The following is a 21,739-nucleotide window of genomic DNA, read 5'->3' on the forward strand; positions in this document are numbered from 1 at the left end:
CGGGGGCATAACGGGCCGGGGGCGGCCGGCGGGTAGCATGAACTAACCCCCACCCCCCCCCCCCCCAGCCGCCACGTAGTAATCCCCCACCCCCGTGGCGCCGCTTTTGTGCGTAGGCGAGGAGGGCTCGCCACGAAACCGGCCCATCTACTACGTTTAGTCCCTTACCCCCAACCATGTCAAAAAACGCGAAAACAAAACCGCAGGTAGAACGCCTGCGGTTTTGCTCAAAACGAAGGTGTGGTCAGGGGTATAGAGTTAAACGTAGTAGATGGGCCGATTTCGTGGAGCGGTTCCGGCTGATCCCTTGGGGACGGAGGAAAACGGATCATTTTTGGCTTGAAGCGGCTTGCGGAGACACTTGACGTGGCCGCTCGGACAAAACTAGGCCGGTTTACGGGGCTGAGTCACGAGTCCCCAACCATGCTGATATTCGTGAAAATAAAACCGCAGGTAGACGAGCCGTCATTTTACAGAAAACGCGGGTATGGATGGGGGTCCTGAGTTTAGCCCCGTAAACCGGCATAGTTTTGAAATGGCATTAAACCGGTAGCAGACATTTTGTTATGTCGGGGCGGTCGGTCTTCGGGCAACTACCCTCGCAGGTAAGCGATGGCGATTTGGGTGCGGTTGCGCAGGCCCATTTTGGTCAGGATTGAGCTGATGTGGTTTCGCACGGTGCCTTCGCCCATATAGGCGGTGGCGGCAATCTCCTTGTTATCGAGGCCGCGGGCGATGAGCTCGGCGACCTCGAACTCGCGGTCGGTCAGGCTGACGAAGGCCGCGGGCCGGCGGGTCGTGCCCACCTCGACGCCCGCCCCATCAAAGTTGATATCCTCGATCGCCTTACCCTCGAGCACGCGTTTACCGTCCATGACCTGGGCCAACGCCGGCGGGATGGCAGCGACATCGGTTTTGATCAGGTAGCCGCGGGCACCCAGTTTGAGCGCCGACACAATGTACTCGTCATCCGAGAATGTCGTCAGAAATACCACGCGCGCCGCAGGGTCGCGCTCAAGGATCTCGCGGGCCGCCGAAAGCCCGTCGCGCCCCGGCATCTGAATGTCGAGCAGCGCGATATCGGGTGCGTGTTCGGCATAAAGAGCCACTGCGTCGTTGCCGTCGGCGCCGGTACCCACCACCTCGATCTGCGGCTGGGCGCCCAGGATTATCTTGAGCGAATCGACCACCAAGCGGTCGTCGTCGACAACGATGAGCCTCATCGGCCCTCATCTCCTTGCTGTTTGGGAACGGTGGCAAACACACGCCAGCCGCCGGCGCCGGCGCGCGGGCCGGCGGTGAAGGTGCCGCCAAGCGCCTCGACGCGCTCGCGCATGGAGCCGAGCCCCATGCCCTCTGCGGTGCCGCGGCTGCTTGCTTGGACCCCGCCCGCGCCATCGTCGGTAACGATGAGCTGGTAAAACGACGGATGCTCCATGCATCGTACGGTGACGGTCTGGGCGCAAGCGTGGCGCATGGTGTTGGAGAGCGCCTCGCGCAGGACCGCCGTAAAGCAGTTGGCGACATTTGCGGGCGCATGCTCGGCCAAAACCTCAAGTTCAATCTGCGGCCCGCCATCTGAGCGCGCGCCCTCCACGATGCGCTCGAGCTGTACGGAGAGATTCGCCGCGTTGTCGTTGAGCGCGTGGACGCTCGAGCGCACGAGCTGAAGCGCTTCGTCCACGGTGCGCTTGACGTCAGCGAAGTCGGCGGCGACGCCGGGCTCGTTGGCGTGGACCACGCGTAGGGCCTCGGTTTGCAGCGAGGCGCGCGTGAGCTGGTGCCCCACGTTATCGTGGATCTCGCGTGCGATGCGGGCGCGCTCGGCGAGCGTTGCGAGCTCGACCTCGTAGTCCTGGCGGTCGGCAAGGTCGCGGTTGCGTGCCTCGAGCGCGAGGGCTCGCTCCTGCAGCTCGTCGCGGGTGCGACGCATGCGCTCCTGCTCGCGCTCCAGCTGAGCGGTGCGCAGAGACAGCAAGGTGGCGGCGACTGAAAGGATGGCGGTCAACAGCAGCGCACGGGTGGGAAGCGCGCCGGCGTGGGCATATGCGACGAGTGCGCAGACAAAGATGGCGCCGGCGCCCAGCGCGACCCAAACGTGTTCACGGCGCACGTATCGCGCGATGTCATAGAGGGCGAGGGGCGCAAACGGCACAAACGACGGCACAAAGACGGTCACCATAATGTAAGCGTAGCTCGCGGCCTCACCGGCGCGGCGGGCACGTTCGCCTTGCGCAATTTCCGTAAGCGAGGCGACTGCGACGCCAAGACAAAACGCCGCGACCAAGCAAGCATCCACAGCAAGGCCCAGAGCGGCCGCGATACAGCACGCCAGCATGATCGATTTTTCGAATAGCCTGTTCATACGGGTATTGTACGCGATGGTGCGCGCGACGATTGCTCAGGCGCCGCAACTGTGACATTCCTCCCGCCCGCCCCCGCCGCACTCGTGACAAAGCTCACTGGTGCGCGCCGGCGGCTCCTGCGATGATGCAATCGTACCGGGCCGAAATCAACAGAAGGGCCGCCTCATGACAGACATCGTCCACGTCGCAAACCTCGTCAAGCGCTACGACGATCTTATCGCGCTCGACCACTTTAACCTGAGCATCGCCCCCGGCGAGATCTTTGGCCTGCTGGGCCCCAACGGCTCGGGCAAGACCACGTCCATCAACTGCATTCTGCAGCTGCTCGCCTACGACAAAGGCACCATTGAGTTGTTCGGCGAGCCCATGACGCCCGCCCGCTACGACCTCAAGCGCCGCATCGGCGTGGTGCCGCAGCAGGTGGCGGTGTTCGACGAGCTCACGGTGCGCGAGAACATCGACTATTTCTGCAGCCTCTACGTCAACGACCGCAAACGCCGTCGCGAGCTGGTCGACGAGGCCATCGACTTTGTCGGCCTGGGCGACTTTGCCAAGTTTCGCCCCGGCAAGCTCTCGGGCGGCCTGGCGCGTCGCCTCAACATCGCTTGCGGCATCGCGCACAAGCCCGAGCTCATCTTCTTCGACGAACCCACGGTGGCCGTCGACCCGCAGAGCCGCAATGCCATCCTGGAGGGCATCTGCCGCCTGCGCGACGAAGGCGCCACGGTGGTGTATACCAGCCATTACATGGAGGAAGTCGAGCAGATCTGCAGCCGCATCATGATCATGGACGGCGGGCGCGTGCTGGCGCAGGGCACCAACGACGAGCTCAAGCGCATGATTCAGATGGGCGAGCGCGTGACCGTCGAGGTCGGCGCCGTCGAGCTCGCCACGGTCGAGCGACTGCGCGCCCTCGAGCACGTGCTTTCGGTTGAGCTTTCCGGCGGCGAGCTCGTTTGCACCTGCGAAGCGAGCCCGCACAACCTGGTTGACATCCTCGACACGCTGCGCGCCGCCGATGTGGCGCTCGGCCGCGTGTGGAGCGAGCCGCCGACCCTCAACGACGTGTTCCTCGAGATCACCGGCCGCGAGCTGCGCGACTAGGGGGCGGCCATGTTCAACACCATTATCATTACGGTCAAGACGCTGCTGCGCCGGCCGAGCACGTGGGTTTGGGGCGCGATCTTTCCCGTCGCGCTTTCCACGATGTTCATGTTTATGTTTGCGAATCTGAGCTCCGACGGCACGGTCGACCCGGTGCCGGTGGCCATCGTGGCGGATGAGGCCTGGGGCGCCTCGACCTTTAAGGACGTGGCGACGTCGCTTGCCAAGGAAGGCGACGACCAACTGCTCGAGATCCACGAGTGCGACGATGCAGTCGATGCGAACCGTGCTCTTAAGGCCGGCGAGGTCGCGGGCATCTATGCGGTCGATGCTGCGGGCACGCCCAAACTCACGTTGCTTTCGAGCTATGACAGCTCGCGTGCGACGTCGGTGCTCACCGACCGCAGCATCCTGGAGACGGTGGCAAGCTCGTATACGCAAAATGCCGAGCTCATGCGCCAGATTGCCCAGGACAACCCGGCGGCGCTCGCCGACCCGGAGGCGGTTGCGCGCGCCCTGTCGCTCGAGGGCGGAATCCGCCGTGTGAGCCTGACGCGTGCCACGCCCGATGGCACGGTCATCTACTACTACGCGCTCTTTGGCCTGGTTGCGATGATGTCTGCCGAGTTTGCCGCCTTGAGCGTCGTCGACCTGCAGCCCAATCTGTCTGGCCTTGGTGCGCGTCGCTGCGTGGGTGGCCTTTCCAAGACGGCGTCGCTGGCCGGCATCTTTGTGGGCTCGTGGTTGGTTTCCTTTGCCTCGATGACGATCGCGATCGGCTACGTGCGCCTGGTCGTGGGGGTCGACTTTGGCGGGCGCGAGGGGCTGTGTCTGGTGGGTGGTGCCGCGTCCGCGCTTGCCGCGACGGGTCTGGGCCTTTTTGTGGGCACGCTTCCCGTTAAGGGCGGCAAGGCGTCCAAGTCGGGCATCCTCACGGGCTTCGCCACCACGTGCGCCCTGTTCGCCGGCCTCTACGGCGAGCCGGCGATGGCGCTTGCCGACGACGTCGCCCGCGCCTGCCCGGCCGAGAGTTGGCTCAATCCCGTCAAGCTTATCTGCGACATGTTCAACCGCTTGTATTTCTTTGAGGACCTGGGCCCCTTTGCCGTTCGCGCCGGCGCGCTGGTCCTTATGGCGTTGCTGTTCGTTGCCGTCGCCACGCTGATCTTTGGAAGGAGCCGCTATGAGCACCTTTAAGACTGCGCTTCGCATGGCGCTGGCGCACCCGTTCTACCTGCTCATCTATACGGTGTTCATCTCGCTCATGGGCGTATTCATCGCGGCATCGGTGAGCTGGAACTCGTCGCAGCTCACCGAGTACGAGCCCTACGACACCAACGTGATCGTGGTCGACCGCGACGACAGCGACCTTTCGCGTGCACTCACCAAGCACCTGGGCTCGCGCTTTGATCTGGTCACGGGTATCGGCGAGGACACCTACGACCTTGCGGACGCGCTTTCCAAGAGCAACAGCGCCAAGGGCAGCGCCGACTGCGTGTTCTTTATCCCGGAGGGGTTTGAGGACGACCTCGTTGCAGCCGCCCGAGCGGGGGAGTCCCTGCCCAAGCTCGATGTGACCTACGGTGCCGGCACCATGGCGGCGGCGCTTTCGTCTGCCGAGGCCTCGCGCTGGATCTCGCTCGCGGGCGCTGCGGCCGCACTTGATCCTACTGCCTCCGACGGTGACGTCGCCAAGGCCGCCGAGCATGCCGCCGTCAAGCGCGCGGAGGTCGAGATTGAGCAGGTCAAGGTCGACTCGACAGCCGCCGCCACGCTTGAGTCGTACTTCAACTTTGGCACGTACGCGATTATCTCGTCGGTCATCGTATCGGTGGGGCTGGTGTTCTCGGGCATGAACGAGCCCGAGCGCGTGCGCCGCATGGAGGCCAGTCCGGTCTCCGAGCGTCAGCGCTCGCTTGCCGTGTTTGCGGCCGCCGCCGTGCTCGCCGTCTGCATCTGGTTTGTGTCGAGCATGATGGGCGTCGTGGGCTTTGCCGGCGCGGTCGCCGAGGTCGGCGCGAGTCGTGTGTGCCTAGCGCTGGCGGCAACGTTTGCCCTGGCGTGCACGCCGCTGGCCGTTGGCTTTGCGTTGTCGAGCTTGGGCGCGCGCGAGGAGCTGCTCAACGGTGTGGGTAACCTGCTCGGCATGCTCATGACGTTTTTGGGCGGCGCCTGGATGCCGTTGTCGCTGATGGGCCCGGCCGTGCAGACGGTGGCGCACTTTGTACCGACGTTTTGGGTGAACGACGCGATCGACAAGGCGCTCTCGTCGGACCTGACGTCCGCCGTGCTGGGAGACATCGTCTGCGATCTGGGCGTCACGGTGCTCTTTGCCGCGGCCATCGCCGCCGTAGGCCTAGCCCTCGCACGCGCCAAATCCCACGCCTAGCCACCTAGTCATTGGGTGCTCATTGGGGACAGACTTAAACGACCAAGAGTGGTCATTGGGGACAGACTTAAACGACTAGTCATCGGGGACAGTCTTTGCCGATTCGCCGGCTCGCCGGTCGGGTTGGCAAGGGCTGTCCCCAGCTGCCGGCAGGAAAGGAACGTCCCTAGCCGCCAGGTGGCGAGGCACTCATTTAAGTCCGTCCCAACTGCCAGGTGGCGAGGCACTCATTTAAGTCCGTCCCCAATGAGTGGTTTCAGTCATTTAAGTCTGTCCCCAATAAGTCTGTCCCCAATGACTAGGCGCCGTACTTGACTTTGACCCCGCTTTAACGGGTACCATCCTCTATGTCTGTAACGCCATATAGACCGAGGGGATAGATCTATGACCGCAACTTCACCCGCAGCACCCGCTAAGGTGTACTTCACCAACTTGCGTACGCATGCTCGCGAGAGCCAGCTCGACAAGCTCAAGCGCCTCATCCGCCGCGCCGGTATTGAGCAGATCGACTTTGAGAACAAGTTCGTCGCTATCAAGATTCACTTTGGCGAGCTGGGCAACCTGAGCTTTTTGCGCCCCAACTACGCCCGCGCCGTCGCGGATGTCGTGAAGGAGCTGGGTGGCAAGCCTTTCCTCACCGACTGCAACACGCTCTATGTCGGTAGCCGCAAAAACGCGCTCGAGCACATCGATACCGCTTATCAGAACGGCTTTACCCCGTATGCCACGGGTTGCCAGATCATCATCGCCGACGGTCTCAAGGGTACCGACGAGGCGCTCGTCCCGGTCGAGGGCGGAGAGTACGTGCACGAGGCCAAGATCGGCCAGGCGCTCATGGATGCCGATATCGTGATCAGCCTCACCCACTTTAAGGGCCATGAGCAGGCCGGTTTTGGCGGTGCCATGAAGAACCTGGGCATGGGAGGCGGCAGCCGTGCCGGCAAGATGGAGCAGCATGCCGCCGGCAAGCCGAACGTCGCGACCGAGCACTGCATTGGCTGCCGTGCCTGCGAAAAGATCTGCGCGCACAACGCTATCTCGTTCGACGACACCCGCGAGCGCGAGCTTGCCAGCGGCGCTACTCGTACGGTGCACGTGGCCGCCATCGACCACGATCGCTGCGTGGGCTGCGGACGCTGCATCGGCGTGTGCAACCAGGACGCCATCAAGCCCGTCTATGACGCCGCGGCCGACGTGCTCAACTGCAAGATCGCCGAGTACACCAAGGCCGTCGTCGACGGCCGCCCGAGCTTCCACATCTCGCTTGCCATGGATATCAGCCCCAACTGTGATTGCCATCCCGAAAACGATACGCCTATCGTCAACGATATCGGCATGTTCGCGAGCTTCGACCCGGTCGCCATCGACCAGGCCTGTGCCGATGCCGTCATGGCGTCCGAGCCGCTGCCCAACACCGAGCTCACCGATAGCGCGGCCAAGATGGAGCATAACCACGAGCATCTGGAGGGCGAGCAGGCGCGTGACCCCTTCTGCATCACGCATCCCGACACCGACTGGCGCGCGTGCATCGCGCACGCCGAGAAGATCGGCCTGGGCACGAGCAAGTACGAGCTTATCGAGGTCAAATAGCGCCTAGCTATTGGACAATATAAGCGCCTTTGTGGCGTAATTCGAGCAAAAGCCGCTCGCGAGCACAGCGCTCACGGGCGGCTTTTCGGAAGTGCGGGGAAAAGTCGAATACCGCCGACCACAAGGCGTTTTTGGCAACAAAACCCCTGATAAATTGTTGGTAAAACTGCGGTCTGGTCGGCAGTTCCAGATTTTGCCGCATACTTCCGAAGGCGGGAGCCAAAACGGTCCTCCAGCGCTGTAATCAACCATGATTGTTCGCCGTTGATGCGTCAACAAGCAAAGAATGGGTAAACAAGGGGTCACGTATGGTGCAAATTTCGCACGCACCCAGACGCTTTGATATAGTGTTGAGAACTCTTTACGTTGGAGGATGTAACCGGCATGTCCGATTCGAGCGACAGTTCTAAGCCGCGACCCAAGACCGCGGCCGTTCCACACTACACGGTGGGTGAGGAGATCATGAACTCCGTCACCCATGGTGTCGGTTGCCTGCTGGGCATCGCGGGCCTGGTGCTCCTGATCGTATTTGCCGCTCTTCGCGGCGGAGGCCCGGCTCACATGGCCGCGGCGATTGTCTATGGCGTCAGCATTATCCTCGAATACCTAGCCTCTACGCTCTACCACGCGATTCAGCCCGCACGCGCCAAGCGCGTGTTTCGCATCATCGACCATAGCTGCATCTACCTGCTCATAGCCGGCAGCTATACGCCGTTTTGCCTCATCACGCTCGCAAACGACGGCGGCCCTATGCTGTTCTTTGCCGTATGGGCCATCGCCATTATCGGCATCGCCCTCGAGTGCTTTATGCGCGAGCGTCAACCGCACTGGGTAAGCGGTCTGGTCTACCTGCTGATGGGCTGGCTCGTCGTCTTTAAGCTGCCCGAGCTCGTGTCGCTGCTCAACCCCGTGGCACTTGCCCTGCTCGCTGTCGGCGGCGTGTGCTACACCGTGGGCGTGCCGTTCTACATCGCTAAAAACGTGCGCTACCTGCACAGTGTGTTTCACTTGTGGGTGCTCGCCGGCAGTATCTTCCAGTTCATGGCGGTGATCCTCTTCGTAATCTAGCGATCACGTCTGTGCCTGCGGACCCATCCAAGCGGCCGCCGGACGCAACTGCCCTATCCGTTATCTACGCTTACTACCTAACGTCCCGAATCTTGGAGGTTCGAGAAACTCCCGATGGACATAACCATCTCCCTTATCACCACCCTCGTTTTGACCCTCATCAACGGCTACTTCTCTATGTCCGAGATGGCGCTCACCACGGCAAAGCGCGCCGTGCTGGAGCACGAGGCCGAGGAAGGCGACAAACGCGCCGAGCGCGCCGTTAAGCTGGCTGCCGACTCCGACCAGCTGCTCGCCACCATCCAGGTCGCCATCACGCTCGTGGGCTTTGCCTCGTCCGCCGTTGCTTCGACGAGCTTGTCCGACCCGCTCGCCACGTGGCTCATGAGCTTTGGCATCGCGCCGCTCTCTGCCATCGCGCGCGGACTGGCGCCGGTCATCATCACCGTTGCGGTCGCCTTCGTGTCCATCGTGATTGGGGAGCTTGTGCCCAAGCGCATTGGTCTGGCCAATGCCGAAGGCGTGTCCAAGCAGGTCGTGGGGCCGCTGTCGTTTTTCCAAAAGATCGCCCGTCCGCTCGTGTGGCTGACTGGTGCTTGCTCCGATGGTCTGGCCCGCATCCTGCGCATCAAGAGCGCCGACGATCGCCAAAACGTCTCGGAGGAAGAGATTAAGTACATGGTCTCGGAGCAGGACGACCTGCTCGACGAGGAAAAGCGTATGATCCACGAGATCTTCGACCTGGGCGATACCGTTGCCCGCGAGGTCATGGTGCCGCGCGTGGACACCACTATGTGCGAGGACGACGAGACGGTCGCCGACGTGCTGTCCACTATGCGCCAGACCGGCTTTAGCCGCATCCCCGTCTATCACGAAGATCCCGACAACGTGGCGGGCATCGCGCACATCAAGGACCTGATTCAGCCCTCGCTCGACGGCGAGGGCGACCAGCCCATCGCCGGTTATTTGCGCGACGCCACCTTTGTGCCCGACACCAAGGACATCCTGCCGCTGCTGTCCGAGATGCAGACTTCGCACGACCAGATCGTGGTGGTCGTGGACGAGTACGGCGGCACGGCCGGCATCATTACCATCGAGGACATCGTCGAGGAGATCGTGGGCGAGATCGAGGACGAGTTCGACCCCGACAACAAGTACCTCACGCGTCTTTCGCGCCGTGAGTGGCTCGTCGATGGGCGTTTTTCGTGCGATGATGCGATTGAGCTTGGTTGGCCGCTCGAGGAAAGCGATGATTATGAGACCATCGCCGGCTGGATTTTGGAACTTTGCGACTCGGTGCCCGACATCGGAGAGGTGTTTGAGGTTGCAGGGTACAAGTTCAAGGTGCAGTCGATGCGTGGCCAGCGCATCTCGCTTATTCGCGTGATCGCTCCGGCCGAAACCGATAAGAAGGATTCCGAGTCCTCGGCAGATAAGCCGGCGACGCCGGGCGCGGGCTCTGCGGGCCCGCACGACGGCGACGAGTAGGGCAAGGAAGAGTAGGGGAGAGTTATGGCAGGTCTGTTCAACATCCTTAAGGTCACCGTCAGCGAGGACAAGATCTGCGCGCATGTGCTGGTGAACCCCGGCATGCCGCTCATGACCTCGGAGGACATCGAGGCCACGGCACGCGTGTACTACCTGGTGCCCGCGATTGCCAAGCACCTGTGCCTAGGCGATTCCGGTCGTGAATTCCAGGACTGCATGGGCCAGACCGAGCTTTGCCATCTGCTGGAGCACGTGACAGTGGAGCTCATGAACGAGACCGGTCTCGCCGGCAGCATTTCGTGCGGCCGTACCCGCGTAAGCGAGCACGATGAGCGTGTCTTTGAGGTTGAGCTTTCATGCCCCGATGACGCGCTGGCCATCGGCGCGCTGTCTTCGGCGACCTTTATGATGGACTGGGCTTATCTGCACGCCGACCAGCCTGCCCCTGACGTGGAGGGCACGGTCGCGGGCCTGCGCAACCTGGTGCTGGGTATGCGCGCCGAGGCCGAGGGCAAGGATCCGCACGAGGCCATCGCCGCCGCAAACGCCGAGGACGGGGCCGAAGGCGAGGCTCCTGCCGATTCCGAACCCGGCGTCGAGGCAGCTGCTGAGGAAGCTGTCGAGTCCGAGCCCGCGGAGCCCCAGGGTGTCCCGAGCTTTGACGATGAGCTGCAGGAGGTAATCGACACCGAGGGCGCGACCGCCGAGAGCCACGAGGCCCCCGCTGCCGTCTACGGTGGCGCGGCGACGGTTCCGGCAGGCCCCGCACAGGAAGGTGCGCTTCCGCTCGTTGATGGCGCCGGCGAGGACCCGGCCGCCACGGTGGCCATGCCTGCCATGCCGCAGGAGTAGGCTCACTCGCTTATCACCATCATGTACCTGCGCTTTTACCGTACGCAGATGAGCGCGACGGCAAGTGTTGCGCTGCGGGTATAATGGACAGCATTCAAACGGTGGGCATCGAGGTGCCCGCAGGAGAGGAATGATCATGGGAAAGACTTTCAGCTTTGTCTCCGGTGCGCTCTTTGGCGCTGCCGCCGGCGCTATCATCGGCGTTGCTCTGGCCCCGCGCTCGGGTGCCGAGACCCGTGCCATGGCCGCCGATATCGCCAACGATGCCTGGGACAACATGCGCGACACCTACGAGCACGGTGCCGAGGAGGCTCGTGCCGCGGTCAACGACTTTGGTCCGATGGTCGACGCCAAGACCGATGACCTGCGCGCCAAGGTCGACCTGGCCCGCGAGCGCATGGACCAGCTTCGCGAGCAGCTCAACGACGCCATCTCGGGCGGCAACGTGACGCCCGCTGCCGACGTCGTGGTCGAGAACGTCACTGAGGCCGACACCGAGGCCACGGAGCCCTCGACCGAGGCATAATGCGCGCAGGGGATTTTGTCGGCGTCAAGGTTTATCGTAAGCCTGCCGAAGACAAGCGCACCAAAAAGGACGGCACGCCGCGCAGCCCCAAAAAGCTCGGCAAGATTCACTTTCCGGTCTTTACCCCGGGCGGTACGCGCGTGGTGGGCTTTATGGTTCGCCAGTCCGATATCGCGGGCATGATCGAGCGCCCCGATCGATTTGTGGCGCTCGATGCCATCGGCGTCTATGAGGGTGCTGTCGCGGTCGACGACGTCAAGGGAACCTACGATGCCGCCGCGGCCAAGCGCCTCGATATCAACCTGGACGATTGCATCATCTGGGTTGGCATGGACGTGCGCACGGAATCGGGCGACGTCGTGGGCTACTGCTCGGACGTTGAGTTCAAGCCGCGTTCGGGTATCGTGCAGACGTTCTACGTGACCGCCGGCACTGCCTCGAGTGTGCTGGTGGGCGACACACAGATGCCGCCGGCGATGCTGCGCGGCTACGAGAACGGCGCGATGATTGTCTCGGACGAGGTCAAGTCGCTCGGGTATTCGGGTGGCGCGGCCGCCAAGGCTGCCGAGGCCAGTGTCGTGGTGGGCGATAAGGTCAAGAAGGGCGCCAAGGTGCTCGATGACAAGGGATCGGTCGCCGTGGACAAGGGCAGTCGCGCACTGGGCAAGCAGCTCGGCAAGACGCGCGGTATGTTCAAGGCCTTTAAGGACGAATATCAAAAGGCGAGCGGGGGCTCGTCAAAGGCTAGCAAATAGCGACGTACCAAATGACGGGGGGCGAGCCGGAGACATGTTGCTCCGGCTCGCTGTGTTTATGGGGGAGGGCACATGCGCCAAAACGGATCTAACTTAAACGGGCGCTCGGGTGCGCGTCCGACGGCGCGACGCGACCTGGGGCAGCTGCCCAGCGGTCAGCGTCGACGTCGCCGTAAACCCGGCGCGATGTACCTCAACCATAGCCGTGGGTTTAGCGATCGCAGCGCGCGCATCGGCAACGGGCGCTCACCGCGCCGACCGTCCCGCCTGCCCTATGCGCTCATCGCTGTCGGCTGTGCGCTCGTGCTGTTTATCGCTGCCGTCGTGGGCTATGTCAATCGCAGCGTGGACATTGTGCTCAATGGGGAGCAGGCTTCGGTGCGCGTGGGCTCCACGTTGCAGAACCTTATCGATGATCAAGGCCTGACCGACACCTACGATGCCGGCGACTTGTTGGCTGTCGACGATAGCGTGCTTACCCGCCGTGGCGGCGAAAAGCTGTCGGTGAAGGTGGACGGCAAACGGGTGAAGCAGGGCAAGTGGAATAGCCGCGAGCTAACGGGCGGCGAGAAAGTGACGGTCAAAGACGGCCGCGACACGTACGAGAAGCACGAGGTCCAGGTCACGACCATTGAGCCCAAGTTGAAGGTCGAGGGCACGGGCGCTATCGAATACGTTAAAACCTGGGGCGTTCGGGGCCGCTCCGAGGTATGGGTAGGCGAGCAGTCGGGCAAGACGCAGGACCGCGGCGAGGTCGTGCCCGCCACCGACTGTGTAGTCGAGTGCGCGAGCGTAGCGCCCAAGGGCAACGAAAAGTACGTGGCCCTGACATTTGACGAGGGTCCGAGCGGCGCGACCAAGCAGGTCTTGCAGGTGCTCAAGGAAAAGGGCGTCACGGCGACGTTCTTCCTTTCGGGCGATGCTGCGGAAGCCTCGCCCGCTACTGCCAAAGCGATTGTCGATGCCGGATGCGAGATCGGCTCCAACAGCTACAGCGATGATTCGCTCAAGGGCAAGGATCGCGAGGCGGTGCGCAAGCAGATCACGAAGGGCACCGAGGCGATTAAGTCGGCGACCGGCGTCGAGACGATGTTGCTGCGTGCTCCCTACGCCGCGTTTGACGAGCAAAACTGGATCGATGCGATGGACCTGGTGTCTGCCGTGGTCTCGTGGAATATCGATTCGGGCGACTGGCTGCTCAACGGCGCCGACGAACAGGTTTCGACAGTGCTCGAATCGGTGACTCCGGGCAACATTGTTTTGTTCACCGATAGCGACGAGTGCTCCGAACAGACGCTCGAAGCGCTGCCACAGATCATCGATGGCCTTGTCGCCAAGGGCTACAAGATCGTGACGCTGAGCGATTTGGTTAAGACGGATACGTCGCTGAGCAAAAAACTCACCTCGCTAACGAAGACTTCCATGCCCAAGAACGCCGTGTTTCCCCAGCTCGCCGAAGATAACGACACCACAGACTAGTCGCGGGGGACGTTTTTAAACGACTATGTCACGGATGCGTCAGCGTTTGATATGCCTGCGATGTTTGGAGCATAAATTTGGCGTCACTGCGCGATGCTGATGCTATAGTTACTGCGGATAACAAGGGTCAAGAGAAAGGTTGCAGGTGAAATCCAAACCTCGACCATACAGTCGATGACCCCTTGCAGGTGCTTCTTGCGCATGCACGGGGTGTGAGCGCCGAGCGGTGTGCCGCCCGCGCATGCGTATACATATCTAAAAGTCCACGGATGGCGTGCCGGCATGGCCACGGTCCGAAGGAATAATGATGGGGAGCACCAGTGAATTATCTGAGTGAGATGCTCAAGCTGCCGGTCTTGGACGTCGATGGCGAAAAGCTCGGCGTTGTGAACGATTTTGGCATTGCTACCGGCGAAGTTTTTCCGCACGTGACGTCGCTCGCGTTCCGCGGTCCCGGCAAGACGCCGTTTATGATCAGCTGGCGAAAATGGGTCGACCGTATCGACGAGACGGGCGTATACCTTAAGACGTCGGCCACCGAAATCCGTTTTTCGTACCTGCAGCCGACCGAACTCCTGCTCGCGCGCGACGTGCTCAACAAACAAATCGTCGACACGCAGGGCATGAAGGTCGTGCGCGTAAACGACATCAAGTTTTCCATGTCAGGCGAAAATCAGCTGCGCCTGCTGGGTGCCGAAGTCGGTGCCCGCGGTCTGCTGCGCGCAATCAGCCCCGCTCTTGAACATGTCGTCGAGGGCTTTATGAAGCACCTGGGCAAACCGCTCGGCGAGGACATCATCGCCTGGTCCTACATGGACCTGCTCGATCGCTCGACTAAGAACATCCAGCTGTCGGTGTCGCATAAGACGCTCGGCGAGCTGCATCCTGCCGACATTGCCGACATTATCGAGCAGCTCGATCCTCGCCTGCGCGCGCAGGTGTTCGCGCAGCTCGACACCGCCCAGGCCGCCGAGGCCATCTCGGAGTTCGATGACGACGAGCTCATGACCGAGATGCTCGAGGGCCTGTCCGACACGGATGCGTCGTCGATGCTGGCCATGATGGACCCGGACGACGCCGCCGACCTGATCGACGAGCTCGATTACGAGAAGGCCGAGAAGCTCCTGCGCCTGATGGGCGTTCAGGAGGAGAAGGCGATTCGTAACCTGCTGGGCTATGAGGAAAACACTGCCGGCCGCATTATGACCTCGGAGTTTGTCTCCCTGCCTGCCACGGCGACGGTCGGTGACGCCATCGAGGCGATCCGCAAGCTCGACGAGGATTTCGAAAGCGTCTACTACGTCTATACCGAGGATCCGAGCGGTATGCTGACCGGTGTGCTCTCGCTGCGCACGCTGATCGTGGCCGACCGCGACGCCACGCTGGGCCAGCTGGCCTACCGCGACCTGGTTTATGTGTCGCCCGACGAGGACCAGGAAGACGTAACGGACGAGATGACCAAGTACGACCTGGTCGCCATCCCCGTCTGCGATGAGAACCGCCACATCTTGGGCATTGTGACCTTCGACGACGCCATGGACGTTATCGCCGAGGAGCACCAGGAGGACCTGCAGATCGCAGGCGTCGGCTCGGGCGATAGCGCGTCCGACGACTCGACGAATGTGCTCAGCTGGTTTGTGCATCGCCAGTACTGGGTTGTCGTGTGGGGCATTGCCTCGTGCATCATGGCGGCAGTGCTGGGGACGGCGCTGGGCTCCGCACATCTGGTGGTGTTCCCCATGTGCGCCATGCCGCTCGTGCTGCTGGCTGCCTCGCGTATGGTGTCGTTCGTCAAGAACTACTTCCTGGAGTACGACGGCCATGACGATGAACCCAAGCCGTATCTGGGATTCTTCTTCCAGAGCACGGGCATGGGCCTGATCCTGTCGCTCGTGACCTACCTGTGCGCTCAGCTGGTGCGCACCACGGCGTTCCCCGACGCGCCCATGCTTGAGGAGCAGCTCTTTACCGGCTGCTTTAACATCGCGGCTATCGTCTGCCTGATTGGCAACATGAGCGCTGTGATTTACCTGATGGTGCTGTTCTGGCGCGACGAGCACGACCTCAATACGTCGGGTACCGCCATGAACGTCATTGCCGTCATGATCTCGTGCGTGGCGTACTGTGCCGCTGCGGTGCTGCACACCATGTCGGTCATGGGTTAGGTGGTCGCGTGCAAAATAGCAAGCAAAAGCAGGGCACCAAGCAAAAGCTGACCATCGCGGCCATCTTTGGTGCCATGGGTCCTGGCCTTCTGGCGGCGCTTTCGGGCAATGACGCCGGCGGCATCGCCACGTATTCCAGCGCCGGTGCCAGCTATGGCTACAAGATGCTCTGGATGCTTCCCGTCATGACCGTGCTGCTCATCGTGACGCAGGAGACCGCGGCACGTTGCGGCTGCGTGACGGGCAAGGGCCTGGCCTCGCTCATTCGCGAGCGCTTTGGCGTGCGCAAGAGCGTGCTGGCCATGGCGGCGCTGCTGATTGCCAACACAGCCGTGACCATTTCGGAGTTTGCGGGTATCGCGAGCGGCCTTGCCCTCTTTGGCGTGCCGGCGAGCATCTCGGTGCCGCTTGTGGCGCTGATGGTTTGGATGCTTACCATGTCGGGTAGCTTCCAGCGCATCGAGAAGATTCTGTTACTGGTGAGCTGCGTGTTTGTGACCTACATTGTCGCTGCAATTATGGCTGGTCCCAGTTGGGGCGAGGTGGCGGTCGATCTGGTTGTACCCAACATTCAAAATGACCCCAGCTACGTGTCGCTTGTGGTCGCGACGATCGGTACCACCATCGCGCCCTGGATGATTTTCTTGGCACAGAACAACGTGGTCGATAAGAATGCGGGCGAGGACGATATCGTGTTGCAGCGCATCGATACCGTGAGCGGCTCGATTGCCGCCGATGTCATTGCCGGTTTTATTATCATCACGACCGGTACGGTATTGTTCCCCGCGGGCATTCAGATTTGCGATGCTGCAGACGCTGCCCGCGCGCTGGAGCCCATTGCGGGCCAGTGGTCCACGGTGCTGTTTGCCTCGGGCCTGGTCGCGGCGAGCTTCTTGGCCGCCTGTGTGCTGCCGGGCGTTACGTCCAGCGCTATCTGCGAGGCGTTTGGCTGGGAACGCGGTGCCGATCGCAGCTGGGACGAGGCCCCGGTCTATCGCGGCATCATTACGGCAATCATTGGCATTTCTGCCGTGCTGGTGCTCATGCCCGGCGTCGACCTGTTCCAGATTATGATGACCTCGCAAGTCATCAACGGCGTGTTGCTGCCCGTGGTTCTGGTGTTTCAGGTGGTTATTGCCGCCGATCGACACATTATGGGCGCCAACCGCAACGGCCGTGTGTGGAATGTGCTCACTTGGGCGACTATCGGCGTTATTACGGTGCTGACGGTCGTTATGTTTGTTCTGCAAGCGATGGGCTACAGCGCGTAGCACCTCTCTTGGACTCTAAACAGGCCGCTGCCATGGGCTGCGGCCTGTTTTTGTCTGCTATAGGGTGCTAGTTATATACCGATGTGCAGCTATAAAGCCGCCTCTGGGGTGAATTAACAGCCCAGAGGCGGCTTTGTAAGTCGCGGAAGTGGTCCCAAGTGCCGGATTGTAAGCAGATTTGGCTGTGCGTTACTTGTCGGTGCCTAGCTTGTGCGGTTTGTAGGCGAGGGCGTTGACGAGTGCCTCGGCAGCGGATTTGACAGCCGCCGGCTGCGGATCGTTAACGTGGTCCTCGGGGTGCACGGGTAGGTCCTTCTTGACGGCATCGTGGATGAGCTTAAGGTACTCGGTCACGCCGGTAGTCGACAGGTGCGTGCCGTCGCCATCGAACAGGTCGTTGCGATTTGTGCTGTATCCGTACCAGTCGATAACACGCACGTTTTTATAGCGCTTGGCGGCGTTGGCAATGGCTTGGTTCGTGGACCCGACCCACGGCTGCGGGCTGCGCGTGTTTACAAACACGACAATACGCTGATCACCGGCGTCGGCCATGATCGCGTCGACCTGGGCGTCCGTTACCAAACCGTTGGTGCCCAGGGCAAAGACCACGATCTTGCCGGCAAGGTTCTGCTGGATATAGCCCTCAAATGTCGCGCGGCCCGCATCAAACTGGCGGCCCTTTTCGGCATCGATGTGGCTGTGCGGGAACACGCCGTCAAAGGCATCGACGGCGCGCAGGGACACGGAGTCGCCAATCATTAGCAGGTCGTAGGCTCCGTCGGGGAAGCCGTCGTCGTCTTTGTCGGAGTCGTCGGCCGCCTGTTGATCTTGAGGCTTTGCATTTTTGGCCTCCTTGTTTAGGATTTCGGCGCCCTCGCCGCTCAGCGCGGATGTGTCGGGCACAAAGACCAGGCCGCCCAGCGCCACAACAAGCACGACGGCGCAAACGGCGCAGGTGGGGACATGTGCGCGCATCCAGCCGGCGGGCGTGGTGGTGCCGTCGCGGAGCTCGGAAACGGTGCGCCCAAAAGCGCCCTTCCTAAACGGCGTTTCGATAAAGCGATAGGAGCACTCGGCCACGGCGACCACCAACAACACCTGCAAAATGTAGTGCCACCAGGGCGTGTCGTTAATGTTGGCGACCGGGTTCATAAGCAGCAGCAGCGGATAATGCCACAGGTAGATGCTGTAGGAGCGCTTGCCGATCCATACGAGCGGCTCGGCGGCCAAGGCCCGTGCGACCATGCCCTGGGGCTGCACGCATGCCGCGATAACCATCAGTGTGAGGATGGAGCACAGCAGCGTGCCTCCGCGATACTGAAACGCGGTATAGCCGTTGGTGAGCGCGACCATGGCGGCGAGTCCGACCAGGCCAACGACGCCCATCAAATCGATGGATGCGGGGGAGGACCAAAAGCGTGCGAGCTCACTTGGCTTTGTCGTGGCGGCCTCGGCGGTGTCGCTCTTTGACTTGCCGTGCTTGGCGGCGCCGGCCAGTCGGTCGAGCCCCAGATGGCGGACAAGGCGCGCAGGCGCCAGGTCGCGGTCGGGGATAAAGGCCATCCAGGCGCCCAGCAGCAACGAGAACACGCGGGTGTCGGTGCCGTAGTACACGCGGCTGGGGTCGGTGGCGGGGTTGTAGAGCACCATCATGGCGACGGCGGATACCGCGGCGAGGCCCAGGACCACGCGGCGCGTGTTGGGCTTGCTCATGTGCACCGACACCATGGCGAGCAGCAGCGGCGGCCAAATAAGATAGAACTGTTCCTCGATGGCAAGCGACCAAAAGTGCGTGAGCGGAGAGGGGTCGCCCAGGGCGTTAAAGTACGAAACGTCCTGCATAATCTGCCACCAGTTATTAAAGAACAGCAGCGACGGCAGGATGTCGGGGCGCATCTTGGTGAGCATCACATGGTTAAAGACAGTGCACAGTGCGCAGGTCACCACCACGACGGTTACCACGGCGGGGAACAGGCGACGGATGCGGCGGATCCAGAAGCTCTTGAGATCGATACGACCGGTCTTTGCGATTTCGTTGAGGAGCAGGCGCGTGATCAAGTATCCCGAGAGCACAAAGAAGATCGTGACGCCGAGCAGGCCGCCCTGAGCCCACGTGAGGTTGAGGTGATAGAGCACCACCGCGACAACGGCGAGCGTGCGAAGGCCGTCGAGGGCGGGGATGTAGCGAGATTTGGGACGCGTGGGCGCCTGTTCTTTTGCGGCGCTGTCGGTGCGGGCGCCCTTGTTGGCGGGCGAGCGATGGGAGCCTGCAGCGCGGCGCGGCTCGGTGGTTTGGCGGTTAGTGCGCGAACGTTCGTGCGGCGCTTGTTGATCGCTCGCATGGCGTGAGCTGCGCGAGCTCGATCGCGGGAATTGTTCCATAAAACATCATCCAATGACGAGAATAATCAGCACGCTTTCATTGTAGCCGCCTACTCCTGTGAATGCTTGCTGCTGGCGTAAGCTCAAGCGCGCGTCCACATCAAAGTGAACTAAAGTTATAGAGGTGCGAGAGTGCACGATTGACGGCCGACAGCGGGTGCAGAGCCCGCGGACGAGGAGGTTTTCATGGCAGATTGCGGCATCGTTGCGGTGTTCGGCAGCATGAACATGGACCTTTCGGTGGCGTGCGAGTGCATGCCGCGTGCGGGCGAGACCGTCGGCGGCAGCGGGTTTATCACCAACGCCGGCGGCAAAGGCGCCAATCAGGCCGTAGCAGCTGCGCGCATGGGCGCGCGCACGCGCATGATCGGCGCGGTCGGCCGCGACGCGTTTGGCTCGTCGCTTGTGGCGGGGCTCCAAGATGCTGGCGTGGACTGTGGCTTTGTGGCGCGTCGCGACGACGTGGAGACGGGAACGGCGACCATCATTCGCTGTGAGGGCGATAACCGCATCGTGCTGTCGCCGGGCGCCAACCATGCACTTGCGGGCGAGGACGTTGCCCGCGCGCTGAGGCGCCTGGTGGCCGATGAGCTCGATGGCAACGCCAGCGAGATTGCCCCGGCTGCCGGAAGCGTCTTTATCGCCCAGGGCGAATGTGACCTTGCAGCGACGGCCGAGGCGTTTGTTTGCGCTCGCGAGCTGGGGTTCTATACGGTCTTTAATCCAGCGCCTGCCTGCGATTTGCCTGCGGAGGTCTGGCCTGCGGTCGACCTGGTCTGTCCCAACGAGACTGAGTGCCAGGTACTGACGGGCATCTTGCCTGCAGACGATGCGAGCTGCGTCGCGGCGCTCAATGCCTTGCTCGCCAAGGGTGCCGGCGCCGCGGTCATCACGCTGGGCGGCGCCGGCTCGGTTACGCTCGGCGACGACGGCGAGCTGCTGCGCATGCCGGCGCTTTCGAGCACGGTGGTCGATACGACGGCTGCGGGCGATACGTTTATCGGTGCGCTTGCCGCGGCTCGTCTGGAGGGCCTGCCGCTCTTTGAGTGCATGGCCGCGGGTGCACGCGCCTCGGCGGTGACGGTGTCGCGCTTGGGCGCGCAGCAGTCGATTCCCACGCGCGCCGAAGTTGAGCGCGTGTTTGGTTTAGACGATTTAGTACAAGACGGAGAAGCGGAGTAGAACAATGGCAATCAAGAAGCTGATCCTTGATCTGGATATGGGTGTGGACGATGCGATGGCGCTTGCCTATGCCATCGCGAGCCCCGAGGTTGAGCTCGTGGGCATTACCACGTGTTTTGGCAACGTGCGCGTCGACCAGTCGGCGCGCAACTGCCTGGCGGTGCTTGACCTGTTGGGCCGTCCCGAGGTGCCGGTGTACCTGGGTGCCGACCGTCCTCTGCAGGCGACTGAGCCCTATACGCCGCCGGCGTCCACCGTACTCATTCACGGCAAGAACGGCATCGGCGGCGCGAGCGTGCCCGCGTCGCCCTACGAGCCGGTGGGGGCGACGTCGGCCGATGGCAACGCTGCAGTCGATTATCTGATCGATGCCGCGCGCACCTATGGTCCCGATCTGGTCTACGTAGCGACCGGCCCGCTCTCCAACCTGGCGCTTGCCCTGGAGCGCGATGCGGCGGCGGTGATGTCTATTGGCCGCGTGGTGGTGATGGGCGGCGCCCTGACCGTGCCCGGCAACGTGAGCGCGGGTGCCGAGGCCAACATGGCAAGCGATCCCGAAGCGGCCGATGCCGTGCTGCGCTCGGGCCGCAAGCTCACTATGGTGGGCCTGGATGTGACGCATCGCGTGGTGCTCACGCGTCGCGACATTGCCGGATGGACGGGCTCGGGCACCATGGCGGGCTGTGCGTTTGCGAGCATGGTCGAGCACTACATTGGCTCGTACGAGATGAACGCACCCTACCTGGGTGGTTGTGCGCTGCACGATCCGCTGGCCGTCGCCGTGGCGATCGACCCCACGCTCGTGGGTGCGCTCGGCTGCAATCTGCGTGTTGATCTGCTGGGCGAGTATCGCGGCCGCACCATTTGCGACGAGCATCGCCTGTCCGATCCGGACAAGAGCGCGCTTGTGGCGCTGACCGTGGATGCCCCGCGCTTCCTGTCCGAGTTCAAGACGCGCATGGCTCGTATCCTTGGCTAAATGATTTCCGTGCCCCGCCCCATGTAGTCAATTTGAACTGCACCCCAAAACTTGGACGGCTTAAATAAGAACTACGCCGCAAGGGACTGTCTCCGGAACTCCTCCGGGGTCAGTCCCTTCAGTTTAACCTGGCGCCTCCTCGT

The 21,739-nt window shown here is 62.3% G+C and carries 18 protein-coding genes; 14 read left to right on the plus strand and 4 right to left on the minus strand.

The window, feature by feature from the left end:
* Nucleotides 1-593: 593 nt before the first annotated feature.
* Together ACTNBB_RS08385 and ACTNBB_RS08390 are read right to left on the minus strand one after the other, a co-directional pair.
* Nucleotides 594-1,223, minus strand: a complete 630-nt coding sequence (locus ACTNBB_RS08385) for a response regulator (RefSeq protein ID WP_441056426.1) — start codon at nucleotides 1,221-1,223, stop codon at nucleotides 594-596.
* Nucleotides 1,220-2,365, minus strand: coding sequence for a sensor histidine kinase (locus tag ACTNBB_RS08390; protein ID WP_441056427.1), 1,146 nt, complete (start codon nucleotides 2,363-2,365; stop codon nucleotides 1,220-1,222). The genes ACTNBB_RS08385 and ACTNBB_RS08390 overlap by 4 nt, the downstream gene beginning before the upstream one ends.
* Before the next feature lie 166 nt (nucleotides 2,366-2,531).
* On the opposite strand from ACTNBB_RS08390, the gene ACTNBB_RS08395 reads away from it, so the two are divergent.
* The 12 genes from ACTNBB_RS08395 (at nucleotide 2,532) to ACTNBB_RS08450 (ending at nucleotide 17,053) form a co-directional block, all read left to right on the plus strand.
* Nucleotides 2,532-3,470 carry an ATP-binding cassette domain-containing protein gene (locus tag ACTNBB_RS08395; RefSeq protein WP_441056428.1) on the plus strand — a complete coding sequence of 313 codons (939 nt, stop codon included), beginning with the start codon at nucleotides 2,532-2,534 and terminating at the stop codon, nucleotides 3,468-3,470.
* 9 nt (nucleotides 3,471-3,479) lie between these two features.
* On the plus strand, nucleotides 3,480-4,667 hold the full coding sequence (locus ACTNBB_RS08400) for an ABC transporter permease (protein ID WP_441056429.1): 1,188 nt from the start codon (nucleotides 3,480-3,482) through the stop codon (nucleotides 4,665-4,667).
* Complete coding sequence (locus tag ACTNBB_RS08405) at nucleotides 4,654-5,859, plus strand: ABC transporter permease (protein ID WP_441056430.1); 1,206 nt, start codon at nucleotides 4,654-4,656, stop codon at nucleotides 5,857-5,859. The genes ACTNBB_RS08400 and ACTNBB_RS08405 overlap by 14 nt, the downstream gene beginning before the upstream one ends.
* A 384-nt stretch (nucleotides 5,860-6,243) precedes the next feature.
* Nucleotides 6,244-7,449, plus strand: a complete 1,206-nt coding sequence (locus tag ACTNBB_RS08410; RefSeq protein WP_441015312.1) for a DUF362 domain-containing protein — start codon at nucleotides 6,244-6,246, stop codon at nucleotides 7,447-7,449.
* 384 nt (nucleotides 7,450-7,833) lie between these two features.
* A complete protein-coding gene (gene trhA / locus ACTNBB_RS08415; protein WP_427747617.1) occupies nucleotides 7,834-8,517 on the plus strand; it encodes a PAQR family membrane homeostasis protein TrhA in 684 nt (227 codons plus the stop codon).
* A 114-nt stretch (nucleotides 8,518-8,631) separates the two neighbouring features.
* Nucleotides 8,632-10,005, plus strand: coding sequence for a hemolysin family protein (locus ACTNBB_RS08420; RefSeq protein ID WP_154516597.1), 1,374 nt, complete (start codon nucleotides 8,632-8,634; stop codon nucleotides 10,003-10,005).
* A gap of 24 nt (nucleotides 10,006-10,029) precedes the next feature.
* Nucleotides 10,030-10,857 carry a cyanophycin synthetase family protein gene (locus ACTNBB_RS08425; RefSeq protein ID WP_441056431.1) on the plus strand — a complete coding sequence of 276 codons (828 nt, stop codon included), beginning with the start codon at nucleotides 10,030-10,032 and terminating at the stop codon, nucleotides 10,855-10,857.
* A 136-nt stretch (nucleotides 10,858-10,993) separates the two neighbouring features.
* Nucleotides 10,994-11,383 (plus strand): YtxH domain-containing protein, encoded by a 390-nt coding sequence (locus ACTNBB_RS08430; protein ID WP_154516595.1) that lies wholly within the window; start codon nucleotides 10,994-10,996, stop codon nucleotides 11,381-11,383.
* Nucleotides 11,383-12,138, plus strand: a complete 756-nt coding sequence (locus tag ACTNBB_RS08435; protein WP_441056432.1) for a PRC-barrel domain containing protein — start codon at nucleotides 11,383-11,385, stop codon at nucleotides 12,136-12,138. The genes ACTNBB_RS08430 and ACTNBB_RS08435 overlap by 1 nt, the downstream gene beginning before the upstream one ends.
* A 72-nt stretch (nucleotides 12,139-12,210) precedes the next feature.
* Nucleotides 12,211-13,617 carry a polysaccharide deacetylase family protein gene (locus tag ACTNBB_RS08440; protein ID WP_441041526.1) on the plus strand — a complete coding sequence of 469 codons (1,407 nt, stop codon included), beginning with the start codon at nucleotides 12,211-12,213 and terminating at the stop codon, nucleotides 13,615-13,617.
* A 320-nt stretch (nucleotides 13,618-13,937) separates the two neighbouring features.
* Nucleotides 13,938-15,782, plus strand: coding sequence for a magnesium transporter (locus tag ACTNBB_RS08445; RefSeq protein ID WP_427795580.1), 1,845 nt, complete (start codon nucleotides 13,938-13,940; stop codon nucleotides 15,780-15,782).
* A gap of 74 nt (nucleotides 15,783-15,856) precedes the next feature.
* On the plus strand, nucleotides 15,857-17,053 hold the full coding sequence (locus ACTNBB_RS08450) for an Nramp family divalent metal transporter (RefSeq protein ID WP_441056437.1): 1,197 nt from the start codon (nucleotides 15,857-15,859) through the stop codon (nucleotides 17,051-17,053).
* 189 nt (nucleotides 17,054-17,242) lie between these two features.
* Here the strand turns inward: ACTNBB_RS08450 and ACTNBB_RS08455 are convergent, their stop codons facing one another.
* Nucleotides 17,243-19,435 (minus strand): acyltransferase family protein, encoded by a 2,193-nt coding sequence (locus ACTNBB_RS08455; protein ID WP_441056433.1) that lies wholly within the window; start codon nucleotides 19,433-19,435, stop codon nucleotides 17,243-17,245.
* A 186-nt stretch (nucleotides 19,436-19,621) separates the two neighbouring features.
* On the opposite strand from ACTNBB_RS08455, the gene ACTNBB_RS08460 reads away from it, so the two are divergent.
* A complete protein-coding gene (locus tag ACTNBB_RS08460) occupies nucleotides 19,622-20,617 on the plus strand; it encodes a ribokinase (RefSeq protein ID WP_441056434.1) in 996 nt (331 codons plus the stop codon).
* A 4-nt stretch (nucleotides 20,618-20,621) separates the two neighbouring features.
* On the plus strand, nucleotides 20,622-21,596 hold the full coding sequence (locus tag ACTNBB_RS08465; protein WP_441056435.1) for a nucleoside hydrolase: 975 nt from the start codon (nucleotides 20,622-20,624) through the stop codon (nucleotides 21,594-21,596).
* Nucleotides 21,597-21,667: 71 nt separating this feature from the next.
* Here the strand turns inward: ACTNBB_RS08465 and ACTNBB_RS08470 are convergent.
* The coding region (locus ACTNBB_RS08470) for an IS3 family transposase (RefSeq protein WP_441015707.1) at nucleotides 21,668-21,739 on the minus strand (72 nt) is incomplete at its 5' end.

Source organism: Collinsella sp. HCP28S3_B9, from assembly GCF_052066095.1.
Classification (GTDB): domain Bacteria; phylum Actinomycetota; class Coriobacteriia; order Coriobacteriales; family Coriobacteriaceae; genus Collinsella.

Excerpts from the sequence above, each read along its gene's own strand:
- ACTNBB_RS08385 (WP_441056426.1), bottom strand. The coding sequence starts at position 1,223 with ATGAGGCTCATCGTTGTCGACGACGACCGCTTGGTGGTCGATTCGCTC.
- ACTNBB_RS08390 (WP_441056427.1), bottom strand. The coding sequence starts at position 2,365 with ATGAACAGGCTATTCGAAAAATCGATCATGCTGGCGTGCTGTATCGCG.
- ACTNBB_RS08395 (WP_441056428.1), top strand. The coding sequence starts at position 2,532 with ATGACAGACATCGTCCACGTCGCAAACCTCGTCAAGCGCTACGACGAT.
- ACTNBB_RS08400 (WP_441056429.1), top strand. The coding sequence starts at position 3,480 with ATGTTCAACACCATTATCATTACGGTCAAGACGCTGCTGCGCCGGCCG.
- ACTNBB_RS08405 (WP_441056430.1), top strand. The coding sequence starts at position 4,654 with ATGAGCACCTTTAAGACTGCGCTTCGCATGGCGCTGGCGCACCCGTTC.
- ACTNBB_RS08410 (WP_441015312.1), top strand. The coding sequence starts at position 6,244 with ATGACCGCAACTTCACCCGCAGCACCCGCTAAGGTGTACTTCACCAAC.
- trhA (WP_427747617.1), top strand. The coding sequence starts at position 7,834 with ATGTCCGATTCGAGCGACAGTTCTAAGCCGCGACCCAAGACCGCGGCC.
- ACTNBB_RS08420 (WP_154516597.1), top strand. The coding sequence starts at position 8,632 with ATGGACATAACCATCTCCCTTATCACCACCCTCGTTTTGACCCTCATC.
- ACTNBB_RS08425 (WP_441056431.1), top strand. The coding sequence starts at position 10,030 with ATGGCAGGTCTGTTCAACATCCTTAAGGTCACCGTCAGCGAGGACAAG.
- ACTNBB_RS08430 (WP_154516595.1), top strand. The coding sequence starts at position 10,994 with ATGGGAAAGACTTTCAGCTTTGTCTCCGGTGCGCTCTTTGGCGCTGCC.
- ACTNBB_RS08435 (WP_441056432.1), top strand. The coding sequence starts at position 11,383 with ATGCGCGCAGGGGATTTTGTCGGCGTCAAGGTTTATCGTAAGCCTGCC.
- ACTNBB_RS08440 (WP_441041526.1), top strand. The coding sequence starts at position 12,211 with ATGCGCCAAAACGGATCTAACTTAAACGGGCGCTCGGGTGCGCGTCCG.
- ACTNBB_RS08450 (WP_441056437.1), top strand. The coding sequence starts at position 15,857 with ATGGGTCCTGGCCTTCTGGCGGCGCTTTCGGGCAATGACGCCGGCGGC.
- ACTNBB_RS08455 (WP_441056433.1), bottom strand. The coding sequence starts at position 19,435 with ATGGAACAATTCCCGCGATCGAGCTCGCGCAGCTCACGCCATGCGAGC.
- ACTNBB_RS08460 (WP_441056434.1), top strand. The coding sequence starts at position 19,622 with ATGGCAGATTGCGGCATCGTTGCGGTGTTCGGCAGCATGAACATGGAC.
- ACTNBB_RS08465 (WP_441056435.1), top strand. The coding sequence starts at position 20,622 with ATGGCAATCAAGAAGCTGATCCTTGATCTGGATATGGGTGTGGACGAT.